20 protein-coding genes, 1 pseudogene and 1 other annotated feature are annotated in these 24,045 nt (G+C 44.1%); of the genes and pseudogenes, 18 read left to right on the top strand and 3 right to left on the bottom strand.

Annotated features, from left to right (window positions below):
- Positions 1-165 precede the first annotated feature (165 nt).
- A pseudogene (locus tag EO124_RS10465) lies at positions 166-324 on the bottom strand (maltose acetyltransferase domain-containing protein); the annotation flags it as partial.
- A 229-nt stretch (positions 325-553) separates the two neighbouring features.
- Here EO124_RS10465 and EO124_RS01135 point away from each other — a divergent pair.
- Positions 554-1,846 (top strand): helix-turn-helix domain-containing protein, encoded by a 1,293-nt coding sequence (locus EO124_RS01135; protein ID WP_127057969.1) that lies wholly within the window; start codon positions 554-556, stop codon positions 1,844-1,846.
- A gap of 49 nt (positions 1,847-1,895) precedes the next feature.
- Here the strand turns inward: EO124_RS01135 and EO124_RS01130 are convergent, their stop codons facing one another.
- A complete protein-coding gene (locus EO124_RS01130) occupies positions 1,896-3,269 on the bottom strand; it encodes an amino acid permease (RefSeq protein WP_127057968.1) in 1,374 nt (457 codons plus the stop codon).
- Positions 3,270-3,523: 254 nt separating this feature from the next.
- Between EO124_RS01130 and fusA the strand changes: the two genes are divergently transcribed.
- From fusA to EO124_RS01105, 5 genes are all read left to right on the top strand, one after another.
- Positions 3,524-5,596: an elongation factor G gene (gene fusA / locus EO124_RS01125; RefSeq protein ID WP_127057967.1), complete on the top strand. Its 2,073-nt coding sequence runs from the start codon at positions 3,524-3,526 to the stop codon at positions 5,594-5,596.
- 154 nt (positions 5,597-5,750) lie between these two features.
- The gene (locus EO124_RS01120) at positions 5,751-6,224 is read left to right on the top strand and encodes a NanQ anomerase/TabA/YiaL family protein (protein ID WP_164726524.1); all 474 of its coding nucleotides are present in this window, start codon (positions 5,751-5,753) and stop codon (positions 6,222-6,224) included.
- 133 nt (positions 6,225-6,357) lie between these two features.
- Complete coding sequence (locus tag EO124_RS01115; protein WP_127057965.1) at positions 6,358-7,251, top strand: DMT family transporter; 894 nt, start codon at positions 6,358-6,360, stop codon at positions 7,249-7,251.
- A gap of 107 nt (positions 7,252-7,358) precedes the next feature.
- Positions 7,359-7,682 carry an ArsR/SmtB family transcription factor gene (locus EO124_RS01110; protein WP_127057964.1) on the top strand — a complete coding sequence of 108 codons (324 nt, stop codon included), beginning with the start codon at positions 7,359-7,361 and terminating at the stop codon, positions 7,680-7,682.
- 90 nt (positions 7,683-7,772) lie between these two features.
- Positions 7,773-8,657: a radical SAM protein gene (locus EO124_RS01105; RefSeq protein ID WP_127057963.1), complete on the top strand. Its 885-nt coding sequence runs from the start codon at positions 7,773-7,775 to the stop codon at positions 8,655-8,657.
- A 131-nt stretch (positions 8,658-8,788) separates the two neighbouring features.
- Here EO124_RS01105 and EO124_RS01100 read toward each other — a convergent pair whose 3' ends face one another.
- The gene (locus tag EO124_RS01100) at positions 8,789-9,970 is read right to left on the bottom strand and encodes an MFS transporter (RefSeq protein WP_127057962.1); all 1,182 of its coding nucleotides are present in this window, start codon (positions 9,968-9,970) and stop codon (positions 8,789-8,791) included.
- Positions 9,971-10,147: 177 nt separating this feature from the next.
- Positions 10,148-10,346 (top strand) — a binding site (T-box leader).
- Positions 10,347-10,386: 40 nt separating this feature from the next.
- Here EO124_RS01100 and ileS point away from each other — a divergent pair.
- The 12 genes from ileS (at position 10,387) to EO124_RS01040 (ending at position 23,995) form a co-directional block, all read left to right on the top strand.
- Complete coding sequence (gene ileS, locus EO124_RS01095) at positions 10,387-13,221, top strand: isoleucine--tRNA ligase (RefSeq protein WP_127057961.1); 2,835 nt, start codon at positions 10,387-10,389, stop codon at positions 13,219-13,221.
- A gap of 546 nt (positions 13,222-13,767) precedes the next feature.
- Positions 13,768-14,136 (top strand): hypothetical protein, encoded by a 369-nt coding sequence (locus EO124_RS01090; RefSeq protein WP_127057960.1) that lies wholly within the window; start codon positions 13,768-13,770, stop codon positions 14,134-14,136.
- Positions 14,137-14,271: 135 nt separating this feature from the next.
- On the top strand, positions 14,272-14,580 hold the full coding sequence (locus tag EO124_RS01085) for a hypothetical protein (protein WP_127057959.1): 309 nt from the start codon (positions 14,272-14,274) through the stop codon (positions 14,578-14,580).
- A gap of 830 nt (positions 14,581-15,410) precedes the next feature.
- Positions 15,411-16,298 carry an HAD family hydrolase gene (locus tag EO124_RS01080; protein ID WP_127057958.1) on the top strand — a complete coding sequence of 296 codons (888 nt, stop codon included), beginning with the start codon at positions 15,411-15,413 and terminating at the stop codon, positions 16,296-16,298.
- On the top strand, positions 16,298-16,531 hold the full coding sequence (locus EO124_RS01075) for a ferredoxin family protein (protein WP_127057957.1): 234 nt from the start codon (positions 16,298-16,300) through the stop codon (positions 16,529-16,531). The genes EO124_RS01080 and EO124_RS01075 overlap by 1 nt, the downstream gene beginning before the upstream one ends.
- Before the next feature lie 697 nt (positions 16,532-17,228).
- Positions 17,229-18,332: a FecCD family ABC transporter permease gene (locus EO124_RS01070; protein WP_206512517.1), complete on the top strand. Its 1,104-nt coding sequence runs from the start codon at positions 17,229-17,231 to the stop codon at positions 18,330-18,332.
- A gap of 9 nt (positions 18,333-18,341) precedes the next feature.
- Positions 18,342-19,136, top strand: a complete 795-nt coding sequence (locus EO124_RS01065; RefSeq protein ID WP_127057956.1) for an ABC transporter ATP-binding protein — start codon at positions 18,342-18,344, stop codon at positions 19,134-19,136.
- Positions 19,133-20,158 carry an ABC transporter substrate-binding protein gene (locus EO124_RS01060; protein WP_206512516.1) on the top strand — a complete coding sequence of 342 codons (1,026 nt, stop codon included), beginning with the start codon at positions 19,133-19,135 and terminating at the stop codon, positions 20,156-20,158. The genes EO124_RS01065 and EO124_RS01060 overlap by 4 nt, the downstream gene beginning before the upstream one ends.
- Entirely contained in the window at positions 20,158-22,068 is a 1,911-nt protein-coding gene (locus tag EO124_RS01055) for a TonB-dependent receptor plug domain-containing protein (RefSeq protein ID WP_127057955.1), read from the top strand. Before EO124_RS01060 ends, EO124_RS01055 begins: the two co-directional genes overlap by 1 nt.
- 160 nt (positions 22,069-22,228) lie before the next feature.
- Positions 22,229-22,843, top strand: a complete 615-nt coding sequence (locus EO124_RS01050; RefSeq protein ID WP_127057954.1) for a MotA/TolQ/ExbB proton channel family protein — start codon at positions 22,229-22,231, stop codon at positions 22,841-22,843.
- A 1-nt stretch (position 22,844) separates the two neighbouring features.
- Positions 22,845-23,249, top strand: a complete 405-nt coding sequence (locus tag EO124_RS01045; RefSeq protein WP_127057953.1) for an ExbD/TolR family protein — start codon at positions 22,845-22,847, stop codon at positions 23,247-23,249.
- An 8-nt stretch (positions 23,250-23,257) separates the two neighbouring features.
- The gene (locus EO124_RS01040; RefSeq protein WP_127057952.1) at positions 23,258-23,995 is read left to right on the top strand and encodes an energy transducer TonB; all 738 of its coding nucleotides are present in this window, start codon (positions 23,258-23,260) and stop codon (positions 23,993-23,995) included.
- Positions 23,996-24,045: the final 50 nt, after the last annotated feature.

Genomic DNA, 24,045 nt, shown 5'->3' with positions numbered 1-24,045 from the left:
AATAAGCGTGTTTGGGCCAATCATGACATTATCACCGATAGTTACCGGCGCAATATCGAGGATAACGCCGTTAAAGTTAATTAGAAAGTTATTGCCTACAGAAATATTTTTACCGTTATCACAAATAAAACGAGGCAATATGACAGGATTTTGGCCGACTTTGCGGAATAATTTGCGAATTACGGTATCCCGTGCTCCATAGTCGGCGGCACTGAGTGCATTGAGTTCTTCACAACCTTTTACGGCATTTAGTTTCAGTGCGTCTACTTCGGGATCCATAAAATTATAAGGCAAACCGGCGTTTAATTTTTCTAATTCAGTCATATGTCCTCCTTTTGTTGTTAGTCAGCATTGGAAATTAACGATAGGATTTTTCAAAAATAGTTAAATAATCTTCGGCGGAGAGTGGTAAAGGATCGGCTGTAACCACAGTATAATCGGCTTTAAAATTACTGACGACGGTAAAACGTAAGATATATAGTGGCAAATCTTAAGATTGATGATATACTAAAAAGAAGCTTATGAAGAACTAGAAAGGTATTAGGCAGCTGATATGGCAAAAAAGCGTAAAGATAAGGATAAATTGAAGAAAGCGAAAAAGAAGCTTTCCAAGAAAACAGAATTGAAAAAGAAGAAAAAATCGAAGAAGAAGCAAAATAAAAAAATTCAGGATAAGAAGCAAAAAAAGGCTAAAAAGAAATTAAACCTACAGCAAACGGATATAGCTATAAAAGGGGAGTCGGCTATGGCGACGGTGGTGAAGGAAGCATCGAAAAGTGAATCGGGAGCAGTACTGACGGCTATGGCAAAAGATGATGCGGCAGTGGCAGTCAAACAAGAGCCCCCTGAATCAATAAAGGGAGAATCAACTACTATGGCTGAAGAGACGATTTCCCCGGAACAGCAAGAACTCAATGAAGCACTTACTCAGTTGGGGGCTGCCTTCATTACAGAACACTGGCCGAAGCTTAGATCATCCGGGGATACTCATCCGGAACGAGCTTATCAATGGCCGGGTAAGGCTGACGAAACCATCATGATTTGCGTTTTTAAAGGTCAGCATATTGAAGAGGCCTTTCATCGTCATGATTTCTTTTTCTTGAATTTTGCCTATCAAGGTGATTATGGGGCGCTCAGTTATACACAGGATAACTATATAAAAGTTAAGGAAAATGAGTGCTATATCGGGCAACCCTATACGGGCTATGCGCTTCAAGGGGGTAGCAAAGAGGAGATCATTATTCTTGGCGTTTTAATTCAAAAAGAGGCGTTCTTTAAGACGTTCTTCCCCATTTTGGCAGCGGATAAAAAGGTGTTTAATTTCTTCTTGGAGCCGCAGAATAATGAATTTTCGGAAAATTTTATCCATCTTCATTTTGAAAAGCCACACTATGTGCGCCGTCTCTTGGAGTTGATGGTGCTTGAATATGCGACGCCGCAAGAGGATACACAGGCAATTTTGCAATCGTTGGTGGCCGCCTTGTTAATGAGCGTGGCGCGGGAGCAAAAATCTCAGCAACAGAGTGCGGAACCAAGTAGCTTAATTGAGCAAATTATGCAATACATCAGTACTCATGTAGATTCGGTGTCTTTAAAGCAGATGGCAGCGGATTTGGCCTACCATCCGAATTATATTTCCAATTTGATTCGTCAAGAAACGGGGCAATCCTTTAGTGAAATCGTGACGGCTCATCGTATGGATAGAGCGGCGTCATTGCTTAAAGGAACTGATTTATCCATTGAAATGATTGCCGGTATGCTGGGCTACAGTAATACCAGTAATTTTTACAAGGCATTTAAAAAACATTTTAATACATCGCCGCGAAGTTATAGTTCAGTAGAATAAAATTCAGGTATGAAAAAACGAGGCTCATAACGAGCCTCGTTTTACTTTGTTATTTTTTAACTTTTTTCAACTTATATGTTACATACAAGAACAGAATCCAGAACGGAATTGCGATTACCGATGGTCGGAAGCTGTCCATTTGATACATAACGACTACAACTACCAACAGGAATAAAATACATAAGTAGTTGATGACCGGATAGAGCGGCGATTTGAATTTCAATTCATCAAGACGGCCTTCTCGAATGAAAGTGCTACGGAATTTCATGTGCGTAGCGATGATGACGAACCAGCTGATTACAAGACCGGCTACTACGAGTGCCAAGAGATGCATGAACACTTCACCAGCTTGCGGATAGAGGTAGGTTGTCAAAACGATAATTAACGCTAACCCGGATGAGAATAAGATACTGGCCAATGGCACACCGTGAACCGTCAAATAACTGAAAATCTTAGGTGCATTACCTGCTTGTGCCAAACCGTACAACATACGGGAGTTACTGTATAAAATACTGTTGAATACAGATAAAGCCGCTACAAGTACTACGAGGTTCAAAATGTTGGAAGCCGCGGGAATACCGATTTCTTCAAAGATTTGAACGAATGGGCTGGCTTCAAGACCAACTTTATCCCAAGGTGCCAAAGACATAAGTACAACCATGGTGCCAATGTAGAAAATTAAGATACGTAATAATAATTCATTAATTGCGGTTGGTAAGCTTTTTTCAGGATTCTCCGCTTCGCCCGCCGTAATACCGATAAGATCGACACCGCCGAAGGAGAACATAACAACGGCCAAGGAGCAAAGGAAGCCCCAAGAACCATTCGGGAAGAAACCACCGTTATCCCATAAGTTATGGAAGTTATGAGGGAAGGAACCCATGGTGGTGAAAATCAGGTAGAAACCGAATAAAATCATGCTGACGATAGCGCCGATTTTGATGAAGGACGCCCAGAACTCAACTTCGCCGTAGGCCTTAACGTTGATTAAGTTAATGGCCGTGATAATCACAAGGCATATGAGCGTAGTCAGCCAATGCGGAATGTCCGGGAACCAATAGGCGAGGTACACGGCGATGGCCGCCAGTTCCGCCATGCCGGCGAGCATAAATAAGGTCCAATAATTCCAGCCGGCCAAGTAACCCATAAAACCGTTCCAATATTTGTTGGCAAAATGACTGAATGAACCCGATACCGGTTCGCGTACGGCCATTTCACCGAGCATGCGCATAACGAAGAAAATAAAAAGGCCTGCCAATGCATAGGATGCAATAATACCCGGTCCTACCAATTTGATCGTCGGCGCCGAGCCGTAAAACAGGCCGGTACCTACCGATGCGCCTAAGGCAATCATCTGCATGTGACGGTTTTTGAGACCACGTTTCATACTATGGTCGTGACCTTGATTTGATTTTTCACTCATAAAAAATCCCCCTTTATGTTCGGCTCTTCAAAAATACTCAACTACCGTGTTACGCTGCCGAACCTCTTATATATATTCTCTAATGTTACGTTATATAGTCGTTTTTGGCAAGCTGTTTGCACAATTTTAGGGGACAATTTTAAAAAAATTACTATAATTTCGAAAAATGTATAATAAATATAAAGGAATTTCATATGGTCGCATCGAATACATACAGTAAATTGCGTTTCTGCGCTTTAAAGGAGGCGGTTCATATGAAAGAATATGCTAGTGATTTAATTCGTAATGTGGCTGTTGTATCTCACGATGGTGCGGGCAAAACAGCATTGGTAGAATCTTTGCTTTTAGCTTGCGGCGCTGTTCAATCCGTCGGTAAAGGGCAAGACAACAAACATATTATGGATTTTGAACCTGAAGAAATTAAACGTAATGTTACTATTCAGCTTGGTATGGCACCATGTGAATGGAAAAATTATAAAATTAATTTCATTGATACGCCGGGTTATTCCGAATTCCATGGTGAAGTGCGCGCCGCATTGCGTGCTTCCGACGGCATGCTTATGGTACTCTCCGCTACATCGGGTGTAGAAGTGGACACCATTCGCGCTTGGGATTACGGGGTAGAATTGCAGATGCCGCGCATGGCTTTTATTAACAAAATGGATATGGAAGGGGCCGACTTCTTCGGCACTCTTGAAAAAATGCACGACTTATTCGGCAAAGCCATCATGCCACTGCAGATTCCAATCGGCGAAGGTCCTGATTTTAAAGGTGTTGTTGACGTAGCAAAACGTACGGCTTATGTGTATGAAAACGGCAAGGTTACCGAAGTGCCGGTACCGGCAGAATTGTCTGCCAAAGTAGAAGAAATCCGTGAATTAACGGTAGAATCCGCTGCTGAAGGTGACGATACCTTATTGGAAAAATATTTAGACGGTCAAGAGCTTACTTTGGAAGAAATTCGTCAAGGCCTTCGCGAAGGTATGTTGACCGGTCGCGTATGTGCCGTTATGTGCGGCAGTGCCACTAATAATATCGGCATGGACCAAGTACTCGATCGTATGATTCGCTACATGCCGGATGCGTCTAAACGAGTTATGACTGCTGAAGATGTTGAGACAGGCGAAGAACGCGTTGTTCATGTGGATAAACCGTTTACCGGTTTTGTATTTAAGACCGTTTTAGATCCGTTTGCCGGCAAACAGAGCTTTGTGCGTGTGTTCTCCGGTGAATTAAAAGAAGGGGATAAACTCCTTAATATGAACCAAGGCGTGGAAGAAAAATGGGGTAAAATGTATACCCTCATCGGTAAGCAACAGGTTCCTGTTACGGAAGCTCGCGCCGGTGATATCGTTGTTATTCCTAAATTGGCTGTAACTAAGACCGGTGATACTTTTGCAACGCCTGCGTTCAAAGTTAAATATCGTCAGATTCGCTTCCCACAACCGCTCCATACGGTAGCAATGGTTCCTGAAAAGAAAGGGGAAGAAGAAAAATTAGCCGGCGCATTACAGCGCATTTCGGAAGAAGACCCGACTTGTGTAGTTGTTAAAGACGTAGAAGGGCGTCAGATGCAAGTTCGTTGTATGGGCGAAGTCCATTTGGATCATATCCTCACTAAGATGGAACGTAAATATGGCGTAAAAGCTAAATTGGAAAAACCGTATATTCCATATCGTGAAACGGTTCGCGGCCATGTAGAAGTAGAAGGCAAGCATAAGAAACAAAGCGGCGGTCATGGTCAGTATGGTCATGTTAAAATTGCTATTGAGCCATCCACGGAAAGTGATTTTGAATTTGTAGATAAAATCTTCGGTGGTGCGGTACCTAAGCAGTATATTCCGGCTGTAGAAAAAGGTGCCCGAGAAACATTGGAAAAAGGCTTATTGGCCGGCTATCCTATGATTGGTGTGAAGGTAACCTTATTAGACGGTTCTTACCATGCTGTTGACTCCTCGGAATTAGCATTCAAGGTAGCCGCGGCGCAAGCCTTGAAGAAAGGCGTGCCACAGGCTAAACCGGTACTCTTAGAACCTGTTTACAATGTAAACGTGTTTGCACCGGATGCTTTCATGGGTGATATTATGGGCGATTTGAATAGTCGTCGCGGTCGTGTGCTCGGCATGGAACAGGGTGAACGTGAAGGCATTACTGTGGTAAAAGCACAGGTGCCGTTTGCTGAAATGCTCGATTATGTAACTGTATTGCGCTCCATGACGCAAGGGCAAGGCGTTTTCAACATGGAATTCAACTCCTATGAAGAAGTGCCTCATAAAACAGCGGAAGCAATCATTGCTAAATTTGATGGTACCGCTGATGAAGAATAAAATACTATGTGATTTATAAATAAATGTTTGATTAATAAATAAATGTTCAATACATAAATGGAAGCTTAGCAGTAGCCGAGCTTCCATTTATAGACATTAATTTACAGCTGATTAGTAATAAGAAGGCGTTTAAACAGATAAGAAGGGACATATTGTGATATTTGGTAATGTAAATGTAAATTATAACGGTCTCGGGTATTCGCCCGTGTTGGTACGCGTACTCGATTGGTTGAAGTCTACGGATTTTAAGCAGCTGCCATTGGGGCGTCATGACATTGACGGTGACAATATTTTTGCCATGCTGCAAGAAGTGACGACTAAAAAAATAGCAGATACGCGACCTGAATCACATAAGGACTATTTAGATGTTCAGTTCGTCATCGATGGGCAAGAAAAAATGGGCTTCTTACCGGATTATGGTATTGAAAAGGTAACTGAAGCACATCCGGACAGAGATTTATATTTTTATGCTTCGGAAGTGACCGATGAAGGCTTTGTATTAGCCACACCGGGGACATATGTTATTTTCTACCCGGAAGACATTCATCGACCATGTTGCGCCGTTAATGATGAGCCTGCCAAAGTATTAAAAATTGTTGTCAAAGTAGCTATGAAGTTATTGGCTTGATAAGCTATTTGTGATTGTAGTCACCAACTTATTGGCTTGATAAGCAATTGGCGATTTGTTACAATAGCAGTAAATGAAGGACGACCGGCTTATGGCCGGTCGTTTTTAGTACTTTACTTCGAAGGATGAAAATATGGATAGAAAGTTTTTAATCGGTATCGGTCTGACGCTCATGGGCGGTATTTTATGGGGGTTATCGGGCGCCTCATCACAATTTTTACAACAACAGCGCGGCATCACGCCGGAATGGTTATTGGTCGTACGCTTATTAATCTCCGGTGTTGTCACCGTTATAGCCGCATATTGGCAAGGGCACGGTAAGATTTTTGAAGTGTTTAAAACGCCAAAAGATGTGATTGGTGTTCTGGTGTTCGGTTTGCTCGGCATGGCCTTATGCCAATACGCCTACTTCCGCTCGATTTATTATGCCGGTGCGGGCATTGCCACCGTGTTACAGTACTTAGCGCCGATTATTATTGTACTCTATATGGCTATTCGGTATCTGAAATTGCCTACTTGGGGCGAAGCCATAAGCATCGTGTTGGCCACCATAGGGACGGCTATGATTGCATTACAGGGTAAGTTATCGTTGGCCGGTATTGATGAAAAAGTCCTCTTTTGGGGATTGCTTTTAGCCGTGGCGGTAGCTATCTACAGCGTTCAGCCGGTTTCATTGTTGCGCCGTTACGGCACGGGTCCGATTGTCGGTTTTGCCATGTTGTTTTCGGGCATTATCATAACTCCCTGGGCTAAGCCGCTTGTTGTACCCGGTGAATGGGATATGTGGACCTATATTGCTTTTTTTAATGTGGTTGTGTTAGGCACGATTATTTCCTTCAATGCCTATTTGGAAGGGGTACGCCGCATTGTTGCCGTAAAAGGCTCTGTATTATCTTCGGTAGAGCCGATTTCGGCAGCCCTACTAGGATGGGCTTTATTGGGCAGTGAATTTTTAACTACTGATATTATCGGCTTTGTTCTTATTCTATCGACAATATTTATTTTGGCTCGAGAGAAGAGCAAATAGTATTGAGTGGATAGTTTCAGATTAAATCATTTTATCCTGACGACAGTAAATCGAAATACTTAGGTAATATATATTGACATATCTCAAAATTAAGATATAATAAAATTATGAGTAATAAAGAATTACAAGATATTTTTAAAGCGCTATCTAATGAAAGCCGCCTAAAAATTTTACAATGGTTAAAAGAACCGTCGAAGCACTTCCCGCCCCAGGGATTTCATATGCCTGAGGAAGACGCGTTTAAAGGAGGAGTCTGTGTAGGGAGTATTCAAGAAAAATTAGGCATTTCGCAATCGGCCGTGTCCCATTACTTAGACCTTATGCAACGGGCTGGGTTATTAGAGTCCGCTCGCTTTGGCAAATGGACATATTATCGCCGTAATGAAAAAGTGATAGAAAGTTTTAAGGCCGAAATTAATAGTACGCTTTAGATAAAAGGCAGTGTTCGCTGCTTTTTATTTTTCATAACATATCTATAATTCGATATATGATGATTTGGTAAAGAAAGCAGGTAAAATAGTATGCAATTTAGCGGCCCTATTGTAAGACCGGCAACCGATGCCGATAGTGTGTTTATTGAAGTAACCGTTGGTTGTACTCATGACGCTTGTACGTTTTGCAATTTTTATAAAGGCTATCCCTTCCGCGTAGTGGATATTGAAAAAATAGAAGGCGATTTACAGGAAGCATCTCGTCTTTATCCGCATGCGAAACGTGCTTGGGCATCCGGTGGTAATCCGTTAGCTCTTTCCATGGATCGTTTGACAGAGATTGGCAAATTATTCAAAAAATATTTGCCAGAAGCTAATATTGCAACTTATGGGCGTATTAATGATTTTTATCAAAAATCGGTAGAAGATTTACGCCAATTAAAAGAATTGGGCTTTAATGATATTGTTATCGGTATTGAAAGTGGTGATGATGAAGTTCTTGAAGCGGTGAATAAGGGCTATACGGCCGAAGATATTGTGCGTGAGTGTAAAAAAATAGAGGAAGCCGGTATGGACTATCGCGTTATTTACTTAGGCGGTTTGGCCGGCCTAGGTAAAGCTGTGATCAGCGCTAAACGGAGTGCCGAAATATGGAATCAAATTCACCCGCATTATATGTATTTAACGACGGTTTCTGTTTTACCGGATACTGAATTGTATGAAGAAATGAAAGCCGGCAAATTTACGGAAGAAACGGAACTAGAACGCATTCAGGAGTTCCGCGAGTTTTTACGTAACCTGAACAATAAAATTACGGTTGATGCGGTGACATCCACAAATGGCGTGACATTCCGTGCTAGATTACCGGAAGAAAAAAATAAACTCATCCAAGAATTGGACAAGTTTATTTTGAATTATTCCAAAGAATATGAAGAAGCCATGCAATGGCGTCGCAGTGTGACTCGTACGGTATAAACTGACGCTTTGGTTAATTGAGTGGAGAAAGTATTTTTAGTATAGATAGGATTGTAATTTAATTCAGAGTTTAAAGCATTTAGTTAATTCACAGGATAAAGCATATAGTTAATTCACAGGATAAAGTATATTTACAATCTTAACTTAAAGTACACCCACACGGCATTGGCTAAGAATAGCAGACCACTGGCCCAGAAGAGGGCGGTAAAGCCGAATTGCCCCATGAAGAGTGCACCGCCGACGGAACCGAGGAAATACCCCAAGAACTGAGTCGTCTGGGTATAGGAAAAGACTTGGCCGGAAACGGTTTTAGGTGCATGAGTGGAAATATACGTGTTGAGTGACGGTAATAGGCCGGCGAGCCCGAGGCCGGTTAAAAAGCGCAAAACGCCAAGTTCCAAGGCCGAAGTGACATAGGCCTGTGGTATGGTAACGAGGGCTACATAAATTAACGAACCGATGAGGATAGGCCGCGGACCGATGCGGTCTATCCATTTGCCTATATAGGAACTGCTCAGCATTTGCGCAAAACCGGTTGAGGCAAAGACGAGCCCTGCCAATAAGGCCAGTTGCGGTGTATCAGGCGGTACAATTTCACTTAAGTACACCGTGATAATCGGCTGCAAGCTCATCAGAGAGAGTGCATAAATAAAAGTAGAGGCCGCTACAATTAACAGCTCGTGGAAGTTCGGTAATTGTTGACGCAACTCTTTAAAATTGTGTGCCACCTTGTTTGGATCCGGTGTAAAGGACTCGTGAACAAAGAAAAACACAAGTAAAAAGGCGGCGCCTAAGAAGCAGGCAATGATGAAAAAGGAGAAACGGACGCCAAACATATCGGCTAAGTAACCGCCGATTAAGGGACCGATGAGTGAACCGGCCAAATTGGATGAGGCCAGCACCGACAGAGCCCAACCCGTTTTTTCTTCCGGTGTTTCCGATGCCACCAGAATGATGGAAGCGGAGAAAAAGCCGGAAACAAGGCCGTGTATAAATCGGACGAACACAAGTTGCAATGGCGATTGTACAAAGCACATGAGCAGATTGCAGATCATCATCCCAAAACTGGCTCGTAATAAGGATATTTTACGACCTTTACGGTCGGCTAAACGACCCCAATAGGGAGAAACTAATGCGACGACTAAATATGTGATACCCATCGCCAAGCCTGACCAATAGGCTGTTTCGTTTGTTGTGGTGACTCCCAGTTCGTTCATATAAATCGGCAAGAGCGGCGCCAATTGGCTAAGCCCCAAGGCCGATAAGAACGCACCGAAGAAACAAATGTATACAGTACGTTGCCAAGCAAGCATATAAATCCTCCTTTTGAATTTGTTAGTAGATGTTTTAATTATACACTTTTTTTACAAAAAGTGTATATGAAATGACTTGACAAAATGGAGGTACTTCTCTATACTCTAGCTAAGGCAAAATACCATAGCATCTCGCTATGGATATTTTAGTTATAAGAAAATGTTTTATACATATGATAGAATGCGATGACAAAGACGGTTATTTCGGGTAATTCTCAGCGAGCTGACAGATGGTGCGAGGTCAGTGAATGAAGAAATAACGAATCACTTGGGAGCATATAAAGTTTTAACTTTATCGGTGAGCACCGTTATATGCGTGAGTGGCTCTTTATGAGTCAGTAGGGTGGTACCACGGACTATCGCGTTCGTCCCTTCGGGGATGAGCGCTTTTTTTATTAGTTGAGAGGAGAGTATTTATGGATTACGGTAAAACTTTGCATTTGCCTGCAACGGAATTTCCTATGCGCGGCAACTTGCCAAAACGCGAACCTGAGTATTTAAAATTTTGGGAAGACAATAAAATCTACGAAAAACGTTTGGAATTAAGAAAAGGCAACAAGAGCTTTGTGTTGCATGACGGACCTCCGTATGCAAACGGCAAACTTCATATCGGCCATGCCCTTAACAAAACGTTAAAAGATATCATCATGAAATACAAAACCATGCAAGGTTTTTACACTCCATATATTCCCGGTTGGGATACGCATGGTTTGCCAATCGAACATGCCATCATCAAAAACACCGGCCTTAACCGTCATGAAATGAGTCCTTTGGATCTTCGCGCTAAATGTAAAGAATATGCCTTACAGTGCGTGGAAGAACAGAAAAAAGACTTCATCCGTTTCGGTGTGCTCGGCCGTTTTGAAGATCCGTATTTGACATTAAAACCTGCGTTTGAAGTTAAACAGCTTGGTATCTTCGGTGAAATGGCGAAACGCGGTTACATCTACAAAGGTCTTAAAACTGTTTACTGGTGTACGCACTGTGAAACAGCGTTGGCTGAAGCGGAAATCGAATACCATGAAAAGAAATCCTTCTCTATCTATGTAAAATATGCGTATGTAGACGAAGTAAAACGTACGTTACCGGAAGGTGTGGATCCGGCTAAAGCATATGCCGTAATCTGGACAACCACACCTTGGACATTACCTGCATCCCAGGCCATCTCCGTAAACCCTGACCTTGAGTATGCATGGGTACAGGTTGGCGATGAATACTACTTGATGGCCGTAGAACTTGTTGAATCGGCTATGAAAGATGCTCAGGTTGAAGACTACAAAGTAGTTAAAACCTTCCCAGGTTCCGACTTGGAATTGGCTACGTTCAAGCATCCGTTCATTGACCGCGAAGTTAGAGTATTATTGGGCGACCATGTAACACTTGAAGCCGGTACCGGCTGCGTTCATACCGCGCCTGCACACGGCGAAGAAGACTTTGGGATTTTCCAAAAATATAATAAAGAAGGCAAAATCAACACTGAAATTCTTTCCTTCGTTAATGCGACCGGTAACTATGTGGCCGCTGTAGATAACGATCGTTACGGCGATACGGAAGAACCGTTGGCCGGCAAAGAAATTCACGAAGCCGAAGTGCCTATCTTGAAAATTGTAGCTCATAACGGTGCTTTATTACATAAAGGTACGTTGCGTCACCAATATGCACACTGCTGGCGTTGTAAAAACCCGGTAATCTACCGTGCCACCGAACAGTGGTTCTCTTCCGTTGACGGTTACCGCAAAGCAGCTCTTGATGTTATCGACAATCAAGTACAGTGGATTCCTAAATGGGGTCATGACCGCATCTACAATATGATTGCGGACCGCGGGGACTGGGTAATCTCCCGTCAACGTGTATGGGGCGTGCCAATCCCTGTATTCTACTGCGATTCTTGCGGTGATTATGTAGTTAACGACGACACTATCAAATCCGTTCAGGCTTGGGTTGCCAAAGAAGGCTCCGACGCTTGGTGGAATCATACAGCGAAAGAACTATTACCTGAAGGCTTCACTTGCCCTCATTGCGGCCATGGCGAATTCCACAAAGAAACTGACATCATGGACGTTTGGTTCGATAGCGGTTCCTCTTGGGCCGGTGTTTTGGAAAACGAAGGTCTTGAAGTGCCATGCGCTATGTACCTTGAAGGTTCTGACCAGCATCGCGGTTGGTTCAACTCTTCCTTGCTTACGGCAGTGGCCACAACCGGTAAGGCCCCTTACAATTCCGTATTGACTCACGGTTTCGTAGTTGACGGTGAAGGCCGTAAAATGTCTAAATCTGTAGGTAATACGGTAGCACCTTCCGATATCATCGATGTATACGGCGCCGACGTAATGCGTCTTTGGGTATCCTCCGCGGATTACCAGGGCGACGTTCGTTTGTCCAAAGATATCGTTAAACAGTTGTCTGAAGTATATCGTAAGATTCGTAACACATTCCGCTTCTTATTGGGCAACTTGGACGACTTCAATCCGAATACGGATAAAGTGGCTTATGAAAACTTGTCTGAAATCGATAAATGGGCACTCCTTCGTTTGGAAGAAGTTCGCCGCAAAGTTACGGAAGCCTATGAAAACTACGAATTCCATATCTTATATCATACAATCCACAACTTCTGCACCGTTGATTTGAGCTCCTTCTACTTGGATGTAATGAAGGATACCATGTATGCTGAAAAAGCGACTGCACAGGCTCGTCGCAGTGCTCAGACTGCTATGTATGAAATCGTAGCAACCTTGGTACGTATGGTAGCACCGGTTCTATCCTTCACCGCTGAAGAAGTATGGCAGTACATGCCAAAAGAAGACGGTATGCGTGAAAGTGTAATGCTTGAAGATTGGCCTACCGGCAAAGAAGTTCATTATGACGAAGCTTTGGCTGAAAAATGGAGTAAGCTCTTGGCTCTTCGTTCCGAACTTACCAAAGCTTTGGAAACGGCTCGTCAGAACAAAGAAATCGGTCACTCCTTGGATGCATCCATCACAGTATATGCTGACGGTGATGTATTCAAACGCTTGAATGAAGTTAAAGATCAGTTGGCTGCTTTACTCATCGTAAGTGAAGCTCATTTGGTAGAAGGTCGCGATTCGGCTCCGGCTGAAGCGGTGGCTACCGAAGAAGGTCACTTGAGCGTGGTTGTAAAACCAAGTGAATTTGAAAAATGTGAACGCTGCTGGATCCATCGTGAAACAGTAGGGCAGAATGCAGAACACCCTACATTATGCCATCGTTGCGTAGAGGTATTAACTAAATAATTTTCGAGCCTTTGTGCTCGTTAGATGAAAAGGAGACTATGCTCTTCCTTGCTCCCAGCCTACAGCTTCGCTGATAGGAAAGGTCGCATCGGAAGACATAGTCTCCTTTTCTGCTCAGAGTACGATAGCACCGTGGGCTCGGAAATTATTTAGTCAAGGGAAGGCGGGAGGAGATATAGCTTCGCTGATAGGAAAGGTCGCGGCAGAAGGGGTCTTCTGTCTTTCTACTCAGAGAACGCTAGAGGCTTTGCTCAGAAATTATTTAGGAGCGGGGAGAGAAAGAGGTGGAAGCGCTCCCTGCCTGCAGCTATGCTGCAGGCAGGGGGCGCTTTGGAGGATGGTTTATTTTTTTCTCATGGAACGATAGCGCCGTACGCTCGGGAATTATTTAGGCGTAGCCCGCTTTGCTTCGCTCGTTACGGATGTGTTTTTTAGGTGGAGTTTCTTGAAGTATATAAAATAAATATATATCTGTGAGAAATTTTTGTAGTATAATTGAAATAATTATAAGTGATGATATAGAGTGTGGGGAATAGGGGGCGTAAAATGAGATATTTGCGTGTTTGCTTAGCTGTATTTTTATTGCTGGGGATTTTATCGATAGGGAATATTTCGTCTGCCGCCGATTGGTATTATGTTGGTCAAAGTGCTAATAAAGATACTTTTTTAATCGATAATGAAAGTCTTGAAAAGACGAGTTTACAGGCTAAGTTATGGGTTCGAAAAGGTAGTGCTGACGGTACGACTATTTATTATTTGATGGGGATGGATCGGGAGTCGCGCACGGTGAAAGTTATTTCGCGGATTAAGTACGGTGCGTCCGGTGAGGTTTTAGAAGCGGGGGCTGTCAATAGTGAATGGCTTGCTATTGTGCCGGATTCGCCGATGGAATGGGTTTATTCGTTATTGTGGTAAATGTTAAGGTGTGAATTTTGATATACGATTGTTATAGTTGTATGCTAGCTGGCGGAGATTAATACCATGAGATTAATGCGTATATTTTTTATAGTTTTTTGTTTATTAGGGCTATTCGGTTTAAACAGTACTTCATTGGCTGTTAATTGGGATTATATTGGCAAGAATGTTAAAGGCACGATGCTGTTTGTTGATACGGATAGTGCTGAAATAAATGCTGAACATGCCAGGGTATGGGTTAAGATGGAGTATCCGGATGGGGCGTCAGATATTTTTCTTGTTGTCATGGCTCGTCGGGCAAAGATTATAAAATATTTCTCTTATGCTGTTTATGATAAAAATGGCGTAATTACCAGTGCCGGAGATTTCTATGACGGGTGGAAACATATAGTGCCGGAGTCGGGCATGGAGGCGGTGTATAAATCGATTTGGCCGTTTTACTAAATAGCGTCTGAGCCGTTATGGGCTCTGGGGAAAAGAAGCATATATCTTCCTCGCTCTCTGCCTACAGCTTCGCTGATAGGAAAGGTCGCTTCGGAAGATATATGCTTCTTTTTGGTGACCGGAGTACGATAGCGCCGTTTCTCAGAGGTTATTTAGTTGCAGTGGCCGAATCGCTTTATACGGGGGAAGGGAGTGTGGAGGTTATTTAGGGCTTCTCCGCATTGCTTCGCTCACTACGGGGGATGTGGTTTTGTATTAGTGCAATGAGCAGTGGTGGCGTGGCTCAGGTGTTATTTAGGGGCTTTCCGCATTGCTTCGCTCGCTGCGGGGGATGTGGTTTTGTATTAGTGCAATGAGCGGTGGTGGCGTGACTCAGGTGTTATTTAGGTGTTCTCCGCATTGCTTCGCTCGCTACGGGGAGTGTGATGGTTTTTAGCGTAATGAGCGGTGGTGGCGTGGCTCAGGTGTTATTTAGGGGCTTTCCGCATTGCTTCGCTCGCTACGGAGTAGTTATCACACACACGCCCCCCCTTATCATATCTTAAGTTTGCCGGACTAAATAATTCTAAAAAAGGCTAATGTACTCTGAGTAGAAAAGGAGGCCTATACCTTTCGATGCGACTTTTCCTATCAGCGAAGCTGTAGGCTAGGAGCAAGAAAGGTATAGGCCCCTTTTTTATTAAAGGACTTTGTTTAAGAATTATTTAGTCGGAAGGCACATTAAGATATGCTATAATAAAATTTAAAGGTACTAAGATAAAAAGTAGTTAATAAAGGGATTAAACACTTAATAAGTGTATTTATAAGAAAGAAATTAGAGGAGGTTTTGCATGGCGACGGATATTACAACTTTTGATAAGAGTTTTTTGAAAAAGCCGATTAAGTTGATTGTTTCGGATGTGGACGGAACGCTTGTTGATACGGATAAGCATGTCAGTGATGTGACGGTGCAGGCTATGAAGGAAGCGATGGCTGAGGGTATTACGGTGGCGGTAGCCAGCGGTCGTGCGTTCGGTGAGATGGGCGAGGTGTTGCATCGTTTACCGGAGATTGAGGAATATATTTGCAGTAACGGGGCTGTAGTTGTAGAGCAGAAGAATGGCGAGTCCAAAGTGATTTTCCATCAGTCTTTCAGTAATGAAGAAGGGCTGCGGTTATTGGATGAGTTGTTGCCGTTTGATGTGTATATTGAAGCGTATGGCGGTAAGAATATTTTCGGCACGGCCAATGAGATGGAGGAATTTGCCGCTAATTTATCGCCGCATTTGGTTCCGCTCATGAAGGCCAGTCGTACAATGGTGCCGAATTTGCGCGATTATATTGTGGAAACGGGCATGGATTTGGAAAAAATCCAGTTGTTCTACGGTACGGAAGAGAAAAAGCAGGCTATTCTGAAGCATTTTGAAGGGGACGATCATTTTACGATTATTCAGTCCAGTGAAGGTAATTTGGAGTTTGTACAACCCGGCATCAGCAAAGGCCGTGCGGTGGAAGCGTTGGCTAATAAGTTGGGGATTACGGCCGATGAGGTAATGACTATCGGGGACAGTAACAATGATTTGACGATGCTCGCGTATGCAGGCGTATCGTTTGCCATGGCCAATGGTGAGGCTACGACGAAAGCAACGGCCAAATATTTGGCGCCGACTAATGATGAAGATGGTGTGGCTCAAGTGGTGCGTGCTGTTGTAGCGGCGTCTAAAGAATTGGTGAAATAATGAACAGTAAGGAAGAACTGCCGACCGAACTTAAGGATGCGGTAAGTTGGCGTTTCGTGGTGAATGGTGAGCGATGCGTTAAATGCGGAGCCTGTGCCATGGATTGCCCGGTGCAGATTATCGTGGAAGAACCGCAGCAGTTTTTTATCGGCAGCGGCTGCATCGGTTGCGGCGATTGTTATGAGATTTGTCCCGTTGGTGCTATTGAACGTATCAAAGTTGATAGAGACTAGTATGGTGAATATTTAGTTGAAGTACAAGTTAATATGGATTAGGCGATTAGTAGTGATTTTTAGGGCTTTCGTAAGGTAAATAAGCTTTGCGTGGGAACCTGAGATATGATGCTAATCGCTTTTATTTTTGAGGGGCGTTTTTAGGCATATAGGAGAACGTGTTGGTTTTATAACCGGTGTATTTTCACAGAATACATCGGTTTTTCTTTATGATAATTATTGTCGGAATGGAGCTTATTTAAATTACTGAGTAGTAATTCAAGAGTTGTTATCTTAATTTTTGAAGTGAAGGTTTACAAACTTAATGATAATGAGATGAAGTTGAATTTTAATTCCTCTTAAGTTGAAGGGTAATTTTGAAAAATAAGATTATATATAGTGTTTTAAAGGAAGTTTTCATGAGTTAGTATTGACAGTTACTATCATTTTATATAAAATAATGTATGCAATAGAAGAATTTTTTCTCAATTCTATAAATTTTAATACATAATAAACGAATGCTAAGTAGCATAGGACAATGTAATATTTGTAGCCAAAAATTTGGCCTCTTTCGACAAGGTTAGCACTGCGCGACGATTTCAGTTGGCTTGAGTAAGCCGATATGTAATAGTACCTCATATTTTCAGGTAAGTGTTATTGGAATCAGGGACGTATACTGTTGACCTGTTTTTATGTCATAACGAAATGAGGGTAGTTGATGAACGATGTCGAATTAATGACACGTCAAGAACGCCTGCAAGAGTTACAGACCGCTACGAAGCATCGAACTGAAACATTGGGCAGTTGGGCCGTACCGGTTCTGACTGCCTTTTTATTATGCGCAATTATAGCCGCAGTAGCCTTGGGCAGTGTAACTATCTCGGCAGAGCAAGTAATGACGGTAATAAGTGCAAAATTAACGGGGAGCGTGGTGCCTGAGTCGGTGCCACCCGCCATGACGGATATTATTTGGGATATTCGCATACCTCGTGTCATATTGGCCGCATTAGTCGGTGCCGGACTGGCTTTATCCGGTGCGATTATGCAGGCGTCGGTGCAAAATCCGCTGGCGGAACCATTTATTTTGGGGATTGCGTCCGGTGCCTCGGTGGGGGCAGTTGTAGCGATTCTGTTAGGTCATTTATTAGGAGCCGCTAATGTAGGGGTGCCGCTGTGGGCTTTTGGCGGTGCCATCGTGGCAACTCTGGCAGTACTTGCTTTGGCCGGTATGGGGCGACGCATCTCGACGGTCAAGCTCGTCTTGGCCGGTGCGGTTGTGAGTGCCTTATGTACGGCTTTGTCCAATTTTATTATCTACATGGCCGGTGATGCGGAAGGCATGCAAAGTGCCGCGTTTTGGACAATGGGTTCGCTAGCCGATGCGAAATGGTCCATGCTTGGTTGGCCGGCTCTCGTGGTCGGTTGTATGACTGTTTACTTTTTATCCCAGGTGCGTGCCTTGGACGCCTTACTACTGGGCGAAGAAATGGCGGTTACACTGGGGATTAATGCGACGCGTAAACGGTACATCTATATGGCTTGTATGGCGCTTTTAACGGGTGTGCTCGTCTCGCAGTGCGGTATTATCGGGTTTGTGGGGCTCGTTATTCCTCACATGTCGCGTGCCTTTGTAGGTGTCGGTCATAAGCGGTTGCTGCCCGTAGTTGTGTTGGGTGGTGCCATTTTCCTTGTGTTGGCCGATTTACTGTCTCGTGTGCTGTTGCCGGCCGGCGATTTGCCAATCGGCATTTTGACAGCCTTAATGGGGGCGCCGCTCTTTATGAAACTTCTCTTTGGTTCGAGTCGGAATTTTGGCGGTTAGGAGGCTGGTATGAAAGAAATTGTAGTAAAAAATCTTAGCTACCGTGCCGGTAACAATCAAATTCTAAATGATTTATCACTCACCATTCCGGGCGATAAATTTGTAGGACTTATGGGGCCGAATGGGTGCGGCAAGTCGACCTTATTGAAACATTTATACCGAGTCCTTCCCATTCAGCAGGGTGAAATAACCTTTGACGGTACGCCATTGGCGGCGATTCCGCTTCGCGAAGCGGCTCAGCAAATCGGTGTGATGGGACAGTTTCATGCGGTCAACTTTGATTTTACGGTGTGGCAAATTGTAATGATGGGTCGTACGCCATATAAAAAAGGTTTTGACGATGACACGGAAGAAGACGCACAGCTTGCCATGGAGGCCCTCCGAAAGGTTGGAATGTGGGACCGAGCTAAACGAAGCTTTGCTTCGTTATCCGGCGGTGAGCAGCAACGTGTCATGTTGGCTCGTGTGCTTTGCCAACAACCGTCGTACTTAATTTTAGATGAGCCGACGAACCATCTGGATATAACCTATCAATTGGAACTGTTGGAAGTGATTAAAGGTCTTGGTGTTGGCGTCATTGCCGCACTTCATGATTTGAACTTGGCTTCGCTCTTTTGTGATGAGATTTTTATCATGAAAAAAGGACGTCTCGTGAATCACGGTTCCCCGGCAGAACTTATCAGCGAAGAGCTGATTCGTGATGTGTATGATGTGAAAGGGATTGTGTCGGCCCATGACGACGGCACGCCGATTGTGACGTATCGTAGGCAGAGCATGATTGGGAATTCGGGTGATTCGCCATGATGTCCCGGTGGGAGCGATGGAGTCGGCGCTTAATCGGCTTGGTAGCGCTTAGTGCCTTAGTATTAGTCGTGTGGTTTGCGTATACTAACGGTCGCTGGCAACCTGTTGGTGAGGTAAGTGCCAATCAAGGCGGTATCGTTATTCGAAATTTTGACAGTGACGGAAATCCAATGAGTTTTGAATATGAAGAACCGCCGAGTCGTGTGATTATTACGTATCCCGGTGCGACGGAATTACTCATTGATTTGGGCCTCGAGAACCGAATTGTCGGTACGGTAGAGCCTTACGGTGAAGAACCGGAGCGATACCGCGAGACCTATAGTCGTTTGCCTTTGGTAACGAATAGTTATGTGCCCAGCCGTGAACAGGTTATGGCGTTGCAGCCTGACTTACTTATGGGCTGGTCACATCATTTTACGCCGGCCGCACTGGGTGATGTGCGGCAGTGGTATGAACGAAATATCGGTGTATATATTGTGCCTGCTACGATTCGTAAGAATCAGCCGACTATGGAGAGTACAGTATATCCCTTTATTGATGATATGGGACAGCTTTTTCAGGTCCCGGAGCGGGCAAGTGCCTATAAAGAACAATTACAAAAGCGAGTGCAAAAAGTGACTGAACAAGTAAATCAACGGAACTATAAGCCAAATGTCATTATTTTACAAGCCCATGGGCATAGTACTTATAGCTTATACGGACCGGTTTATCTTGTGGATGACATTGTCAAAAAAGCGGGCGGTCATAACCTGACCGACCGACAGATTTCAGTTGTGGGGCCGGAACGTGTGTTGGCGTTCGACCCGGATGTAATTGTGTTTGTGACCGTAAGTCAAGGTAATCGTACGCCAAGTGCTGAGGAGGCGATTGCCGAATTGTTAAAAGATCCGAATTTGCGTAATATGCGTGCTATTCGGGAGCGGCGCATTATAGCCGTGCCGTTTGCGGATGTTAACAATGGTAACGGTCGTGTGGTAGATGCCCTGGAGAGAATTGCTCAGGGATTCGAGGAGGTAAAATAATGAAATTGAATCATCGCAATGGTGTAAGTAAAGCTGTTTTGACAGCTTTGGTAATTACCGCTACGAGCGGCAGTGTGTGGGCCGCCGACTACGATGAAAGCAATTTGCAAGATTTAGGGAAAGTTGTGCTCGTAACAGCCAGTCGTTTATCGGAAGAAAAAGTGGACATTCCGGCGGATACGACCGTTATTACGGCTAAAGAAATTGAACAAGGCAACTACAATAGTGTGTCTGATGCGTTGAAAGCCAATAATGTGCCGGTAGTTCAGAAAGGTTTTGCATCGTACCCTGAACTTAACGGTGACACCCGTGTGCTCGTTATGGTAAACGGCCGTAAAATGAACTGGGATCATTTAATTGTATCCGGTGCCAATAATGCCATCGATATCGACCAGTTCCCGGTTGAAAATATTGAACGTATCGAAGTGGTAAAAGGCCCTAACTCCGCGCTCTACGGTGAACGTGCCGTAGCCGGTGTTATTAACATCATTACCAAAGAAGGTACTATGGGTCAAAAGACGACCGTTAAAGGTGAAGTCGGCAGCTGGGGTTACTGGAAAACCGGTATTACGGCGCAAGGCGGTGATGAAAGTAATGCGTACTTCGTATCCTACAGCAAAACGCGTCAAAAAAATTATCACTATAAAGACAGCAACGGTAATTCTCATGAATTCCCGGACAGCTCCATTAACCGTAATAATGTAACGGCTCGTTTTGACCATTATTTTGATGATGACCGCATGACGGTAGATTTCTCCTATAGCCATCGTAAAGACGGCTTCGGCATTTACCTCAGCGATCCACAAAACGGTGTTGCTTACGGTTCCGGCATGAAGAGTAATACAACCGACATGAGCTATGGCGTGACCTATAACTTCGGTTCCGATTCCGGCACGTTCGTACGTGCTTACCGCAATACTGAAAAAGCGGATGCACCGTTTGCCGGCACACCGTATGAACATGACTTGACTATGTTTGGTTTAGAAGGCCAAAAAACATGGAAACTTGGTGACCATACCTTAATCAGTGGTGCTACTTTTAACAAAGAAGATATCGACGAAACCAATGATGGTGTTTCTTTTAACAAAGGGGCTAAAACGAAGGCGGCTTATGTGGAAGATAAATGGGAACTCGGCAATGGCTGGACCGCTAACCTTGGCACTCGCTATGAACATCACGATACATTCGGCGGTGACTGGGCATCTCATATCGGTTTGAATAAAAAACTCGATGAAAATACCCATGCTTACATTTCTTGGGGCCAGGCCGTTAATAACCCGACTCTTAAGATGTTATACGCTAACTCCCCGTACTGGATTGGTAACCCTGATTTGAAACAGGAAAAATCGTATACCGTAACATTAGGGATTGACAGTCAAGTATCCGATCGTTTACTCGTATCGGCCAGCATCTATGAAAGCAAATTGAAAGATGCTCTTGATTGGGTATGGGATACAAGCATTGCCAAAACAGTGTACTACAACGTAAATAAAGAAAAACGCCAAGGTCTCAACTTGAGCGCTACTTATAAATTGGATGATGCTTGGAAACTTCGTGCATCTTACAACTTCTTGCGTCAACGTGTTAATACCGGTAGCGGTATGACAAATGACGATAAGAACCGTCATCCGAACTCTTATGGCTTGGAAGTAAGTTATGAAAAGAATCGTTGGTACGTATCCAACAACTTCCGTTATGTAACCGGTCGTTCAACCGCTTATTACACGGATTCCTCCTATTTTAACTGGGACTTGAACGTAAGTTATAAATTGAGTGATTCCACGAAGATTTACGCGCAGGGCCTGAACTTAACCAATGAATCCTATGAAGTAGAACCGTATAACTATCCGGTTGGTGCGTATGCTATGCCGGAACGCCATTATGTAGTAGGTGTGGAACATAGCTTCTAAAATTTTTTTGAAAAGGTTAGGTCGTGAAGTTGATGGGCTCGGTAAATTTAAAATTATAAATTATTGGCCGGCACTGTATGTTAAGTGATTTTAAAACGTTAAATGACCGACTTTAAGGCGGTGATTAATAGATTATTTTATTTAAACAAAGGAGTATCTCATGGAACTATTAGAATTATTTCACCAAGGCGGATTAGTAATGTATCCGTTGTTACTTTGCTCGATTATAGCTATCGCTATCTTGGTAGAACGGGTGCGCACCTATCGTGCAGCGCAATCCAATATGAATCGTTTGCGCGAAGAAGTACCTGTGTTAACGGCAGCCAATAATCAAAAAGGTTTGGAAGCTTTGTGTGCCGAAGATGGCGGTGTGGCAGCCGAAATGCTTACGTCGGCTATTTACCGCGACACAGTTAAATCCAAAAATGCCGCGTTACAGGGCGCAGCCGGTGCCATTGCGGGTCGCTTACGTGCTCGCTTGAGTTATTTGGAAACTATCGTTACCTTGGCTCCGCTCCTCGGTTTGCTCGGTACGGTTACCGGTATGATCAGCTCTTTCAGCGTGTTATCTGTATCCGACGGTCAGCCATTCGCTATTACCGGCGGCGTGGGCGAAGCGTTGATTGCTACAGCAACAGGCCTTGTTGTGGCTATCGTAGCCCTCGTTATCCATTCCTATTTGGTGCATAAACAAGACGGTCTTATTACCGATATGGAAGAAATCGGTGATGTGTATATGAATGCGGCCGTTGATGTTGTAGCGAAAGAGGCTTAATGTGAATATCCGAAGCCTTCGTACAACTAATAAACCAAAGCTTATGATTATCCCCATGATTGACATTATATTCTTCCTATTAGTGTTTTTCATGATGAGTATGTTGTCCATGGTCGTGCAAAAATCCATGCCTGTGAACTTACCGACAGCCACAGCCAGTTCGGTTGATTTGCGGCGTAAGATTCCGATTACCATCACGGCGGATGGCAAAATTTATGTAGAGCAGGATGCGTACGACTTGAACGGTATGGCCAAACGTCTTGAAGCTGAAAAAGCTAAAGGCGGTGATTTAACGATTATTCTCAGAGCCGACCAACGTGCGCAGTATGGTGAATTTGTTCAAGTTTTGGATACGCTCAAAAATATGCAGCTCAATAAGATTGCCGTAGCTACCGAAAGTAAGTAGGTGATAGTATGAGTGAAAACGTACAAGAGGTAACGCAAAAAACGTCGCCGTTTGCTCATATTTATAAAAATCGCTGGCGCATGGCGATTACGACGTCCGTGATTATCAATGTGGCGTTGATGAGCGGTATGGTGTGGTCGTTTTTGCAAAAACCGGAACTCGTGCCCGATAAGACGCCGATTACCATCAGTGTAGTCGGAGATGCGGGTCCTTCGGCGGGGCCGGCTGTAGCAGCGCCGCAAAAGTCGACGGTACAACCGCCGGCACCGTTAACCGAAGAGCAGATTGCGGATATTAAAAACGGTGTGCCCGTAGAACAGGTAATCAAAAAAGATACACCGCAAGTACCGGCGGCACCGGTAGCACCGGCTGCAACCGGTTCGTATGCCGGTGAATCATCCGGTTCGGGCGGCGGCAGTGGCAGTGAAGCCGGCGAAGGAACCGGTAGTGGCGGCGGTAGCGGTCAAGGCGGCGTTGCCGGCGGCGAAGGTACTGAACCGGCCGGAGATATCGTCATTGATGCGGAATATTTAGGACCCCGTTCATTACCGGGTAAAGGTAATGTCGTGGTATATGTATTGATCAATGAAGCGGGTCGAGCTGTGGATGTAGATATTATCAGCAGCAGTGGTAACGGTTCGTTAGATCGCTGGGCGTTGCAACAGGCGCGCAGCAGTGCATACCGCCCTAAAACGGTGAACGGTGAGCCGGTTGTTTCCGAAGGGAAAATTGAGTTTGGCAGCTAGTTAAAATCTAATGAGCAACTGAATTAGTTTGGCAGGATGGTTTTAAGACA

This window comes from Veillonella ratti (assembly GCF_003992115.1).
GTDB classification, from domain to species: domain Bacteria; phylum Bacillota; class Negativicutes; order Veillonellales; family Veillonellaceae; genus Veillonella_A; species Veillonella_A ratti.
This window is presented reverse-complemented; position numbering and strand designations above follow the sequence as displayed.

Coding starts and splice junctions, on each gene's coding strand:
- EO124_RS01080 (WP_127057958.1), top strand. CDS start 15,411: ATGGCGACGGATATTACAACTTTTGATAAGAGTTTTTTGAAAAAGCCG.
- EO124_RS01070 (WP_206512517.1), top strand. CDS start 17,229: ATGAACGATGTCGAATTAATGACACGTCAAGAACGCCTGCAAGAGTTA.
- EO124_RS01115 (WP_127057965.1), top strand. CDS start 6,358: ATGGATAGAAAGTTTTTAATCGGTATCGGTCTGACGCTCATGGGCGGT.
- ileS (WP_127057961.1), top strand. CDS start 10,387: ATGGATTACGGTAAAACTTTGCATTTGCCTGCAACGGAATTTCCTATG.
- EO124_RS01090 (WP_127057960.1), top strand. CDS start 13,768: ATGAGATATTTGCGTGTTTGCTTAGCTGTATTTTTATTGCTGGGGATT.
- fusA (WP_127057967.1), top strand. CDS start 3,524: ATGAAAGAATATGCTAGTGATTTAATTCGTAATGTGGCTGTTGTATCT.
- EO124_RS01060 (WP_206512516.1), top strand. CDS start 19,133: ATGATGTCCCGGTGGGAGCGATGGAGTCGGCGCTTAATCGGCTTGGTA.
- EO124_RS01130 (WP_127057968.1), bottom strand. CDS start 3,269: ATGAGTGAAAAATCAAATCAAGGTCACGACCATAGTATGAAACGTGGT.
- EO124_RS01105 (WP_127057963.1), top strand. CDS start 7,773: ATGCAATTTAGCGGCCCTATTGTAAGACCGGCAACCGATGCCGATAGT.
- EO124_RS01065 (WP_127057956.1), top strand. CDS start 18,342: ATGAAAGAAATTGTAGTAAAAAATCTTAGCTACCGTGCCGGTAACAAT.
- EO124_RS01075 (WP_127057957.1), top strand. CDS start 16,298: ATGAACAGTAAGGAAGAACTGCCGACCGAACTTAAGGATGCGGTAAGT.
- EO124_RS01100 (WP_127057962.1), bottom strand. CDS start 9,970: ATGCTTGCTTGGCAACGTACTGTATACATTTGTTTCTTCGGTGCGTTC.
- EO124_RS01050 (WP_127057954.1), top strand. CDS start 22,229: ATGGAACTATTAGAATTATTTCACCAAGGCGGATTAGTAATGTATCCG.
- EO124_RS01110 (WP_127057964.1), top strand. CDS start 7,359: ATGAGTAATAAAGAATTACAAGATATTTTTAAAGCGCTATCTAATGAA.
- EO124_RS01135 (WP_127057969.1), top strand. CDS start 554: ATGGCAAAAAAGCGTAAAGATAAGGATAAATTGAAGAAAGCGAAAAAG.
- EO124_RS01055 (WP_127057955.1), top strand. CDS start 20,158: ATGAAATTGAATCATCGCAATGGTGTAAGTAAAGCTGTTTTGACAGCT.
- EO124_RS01040 (WP_127057952.1), top strand. CDS start 23,258: ATGAGTGAAAACGTACAAGAGGTAACGCAAAAAACGTCGCCGTTTGCT.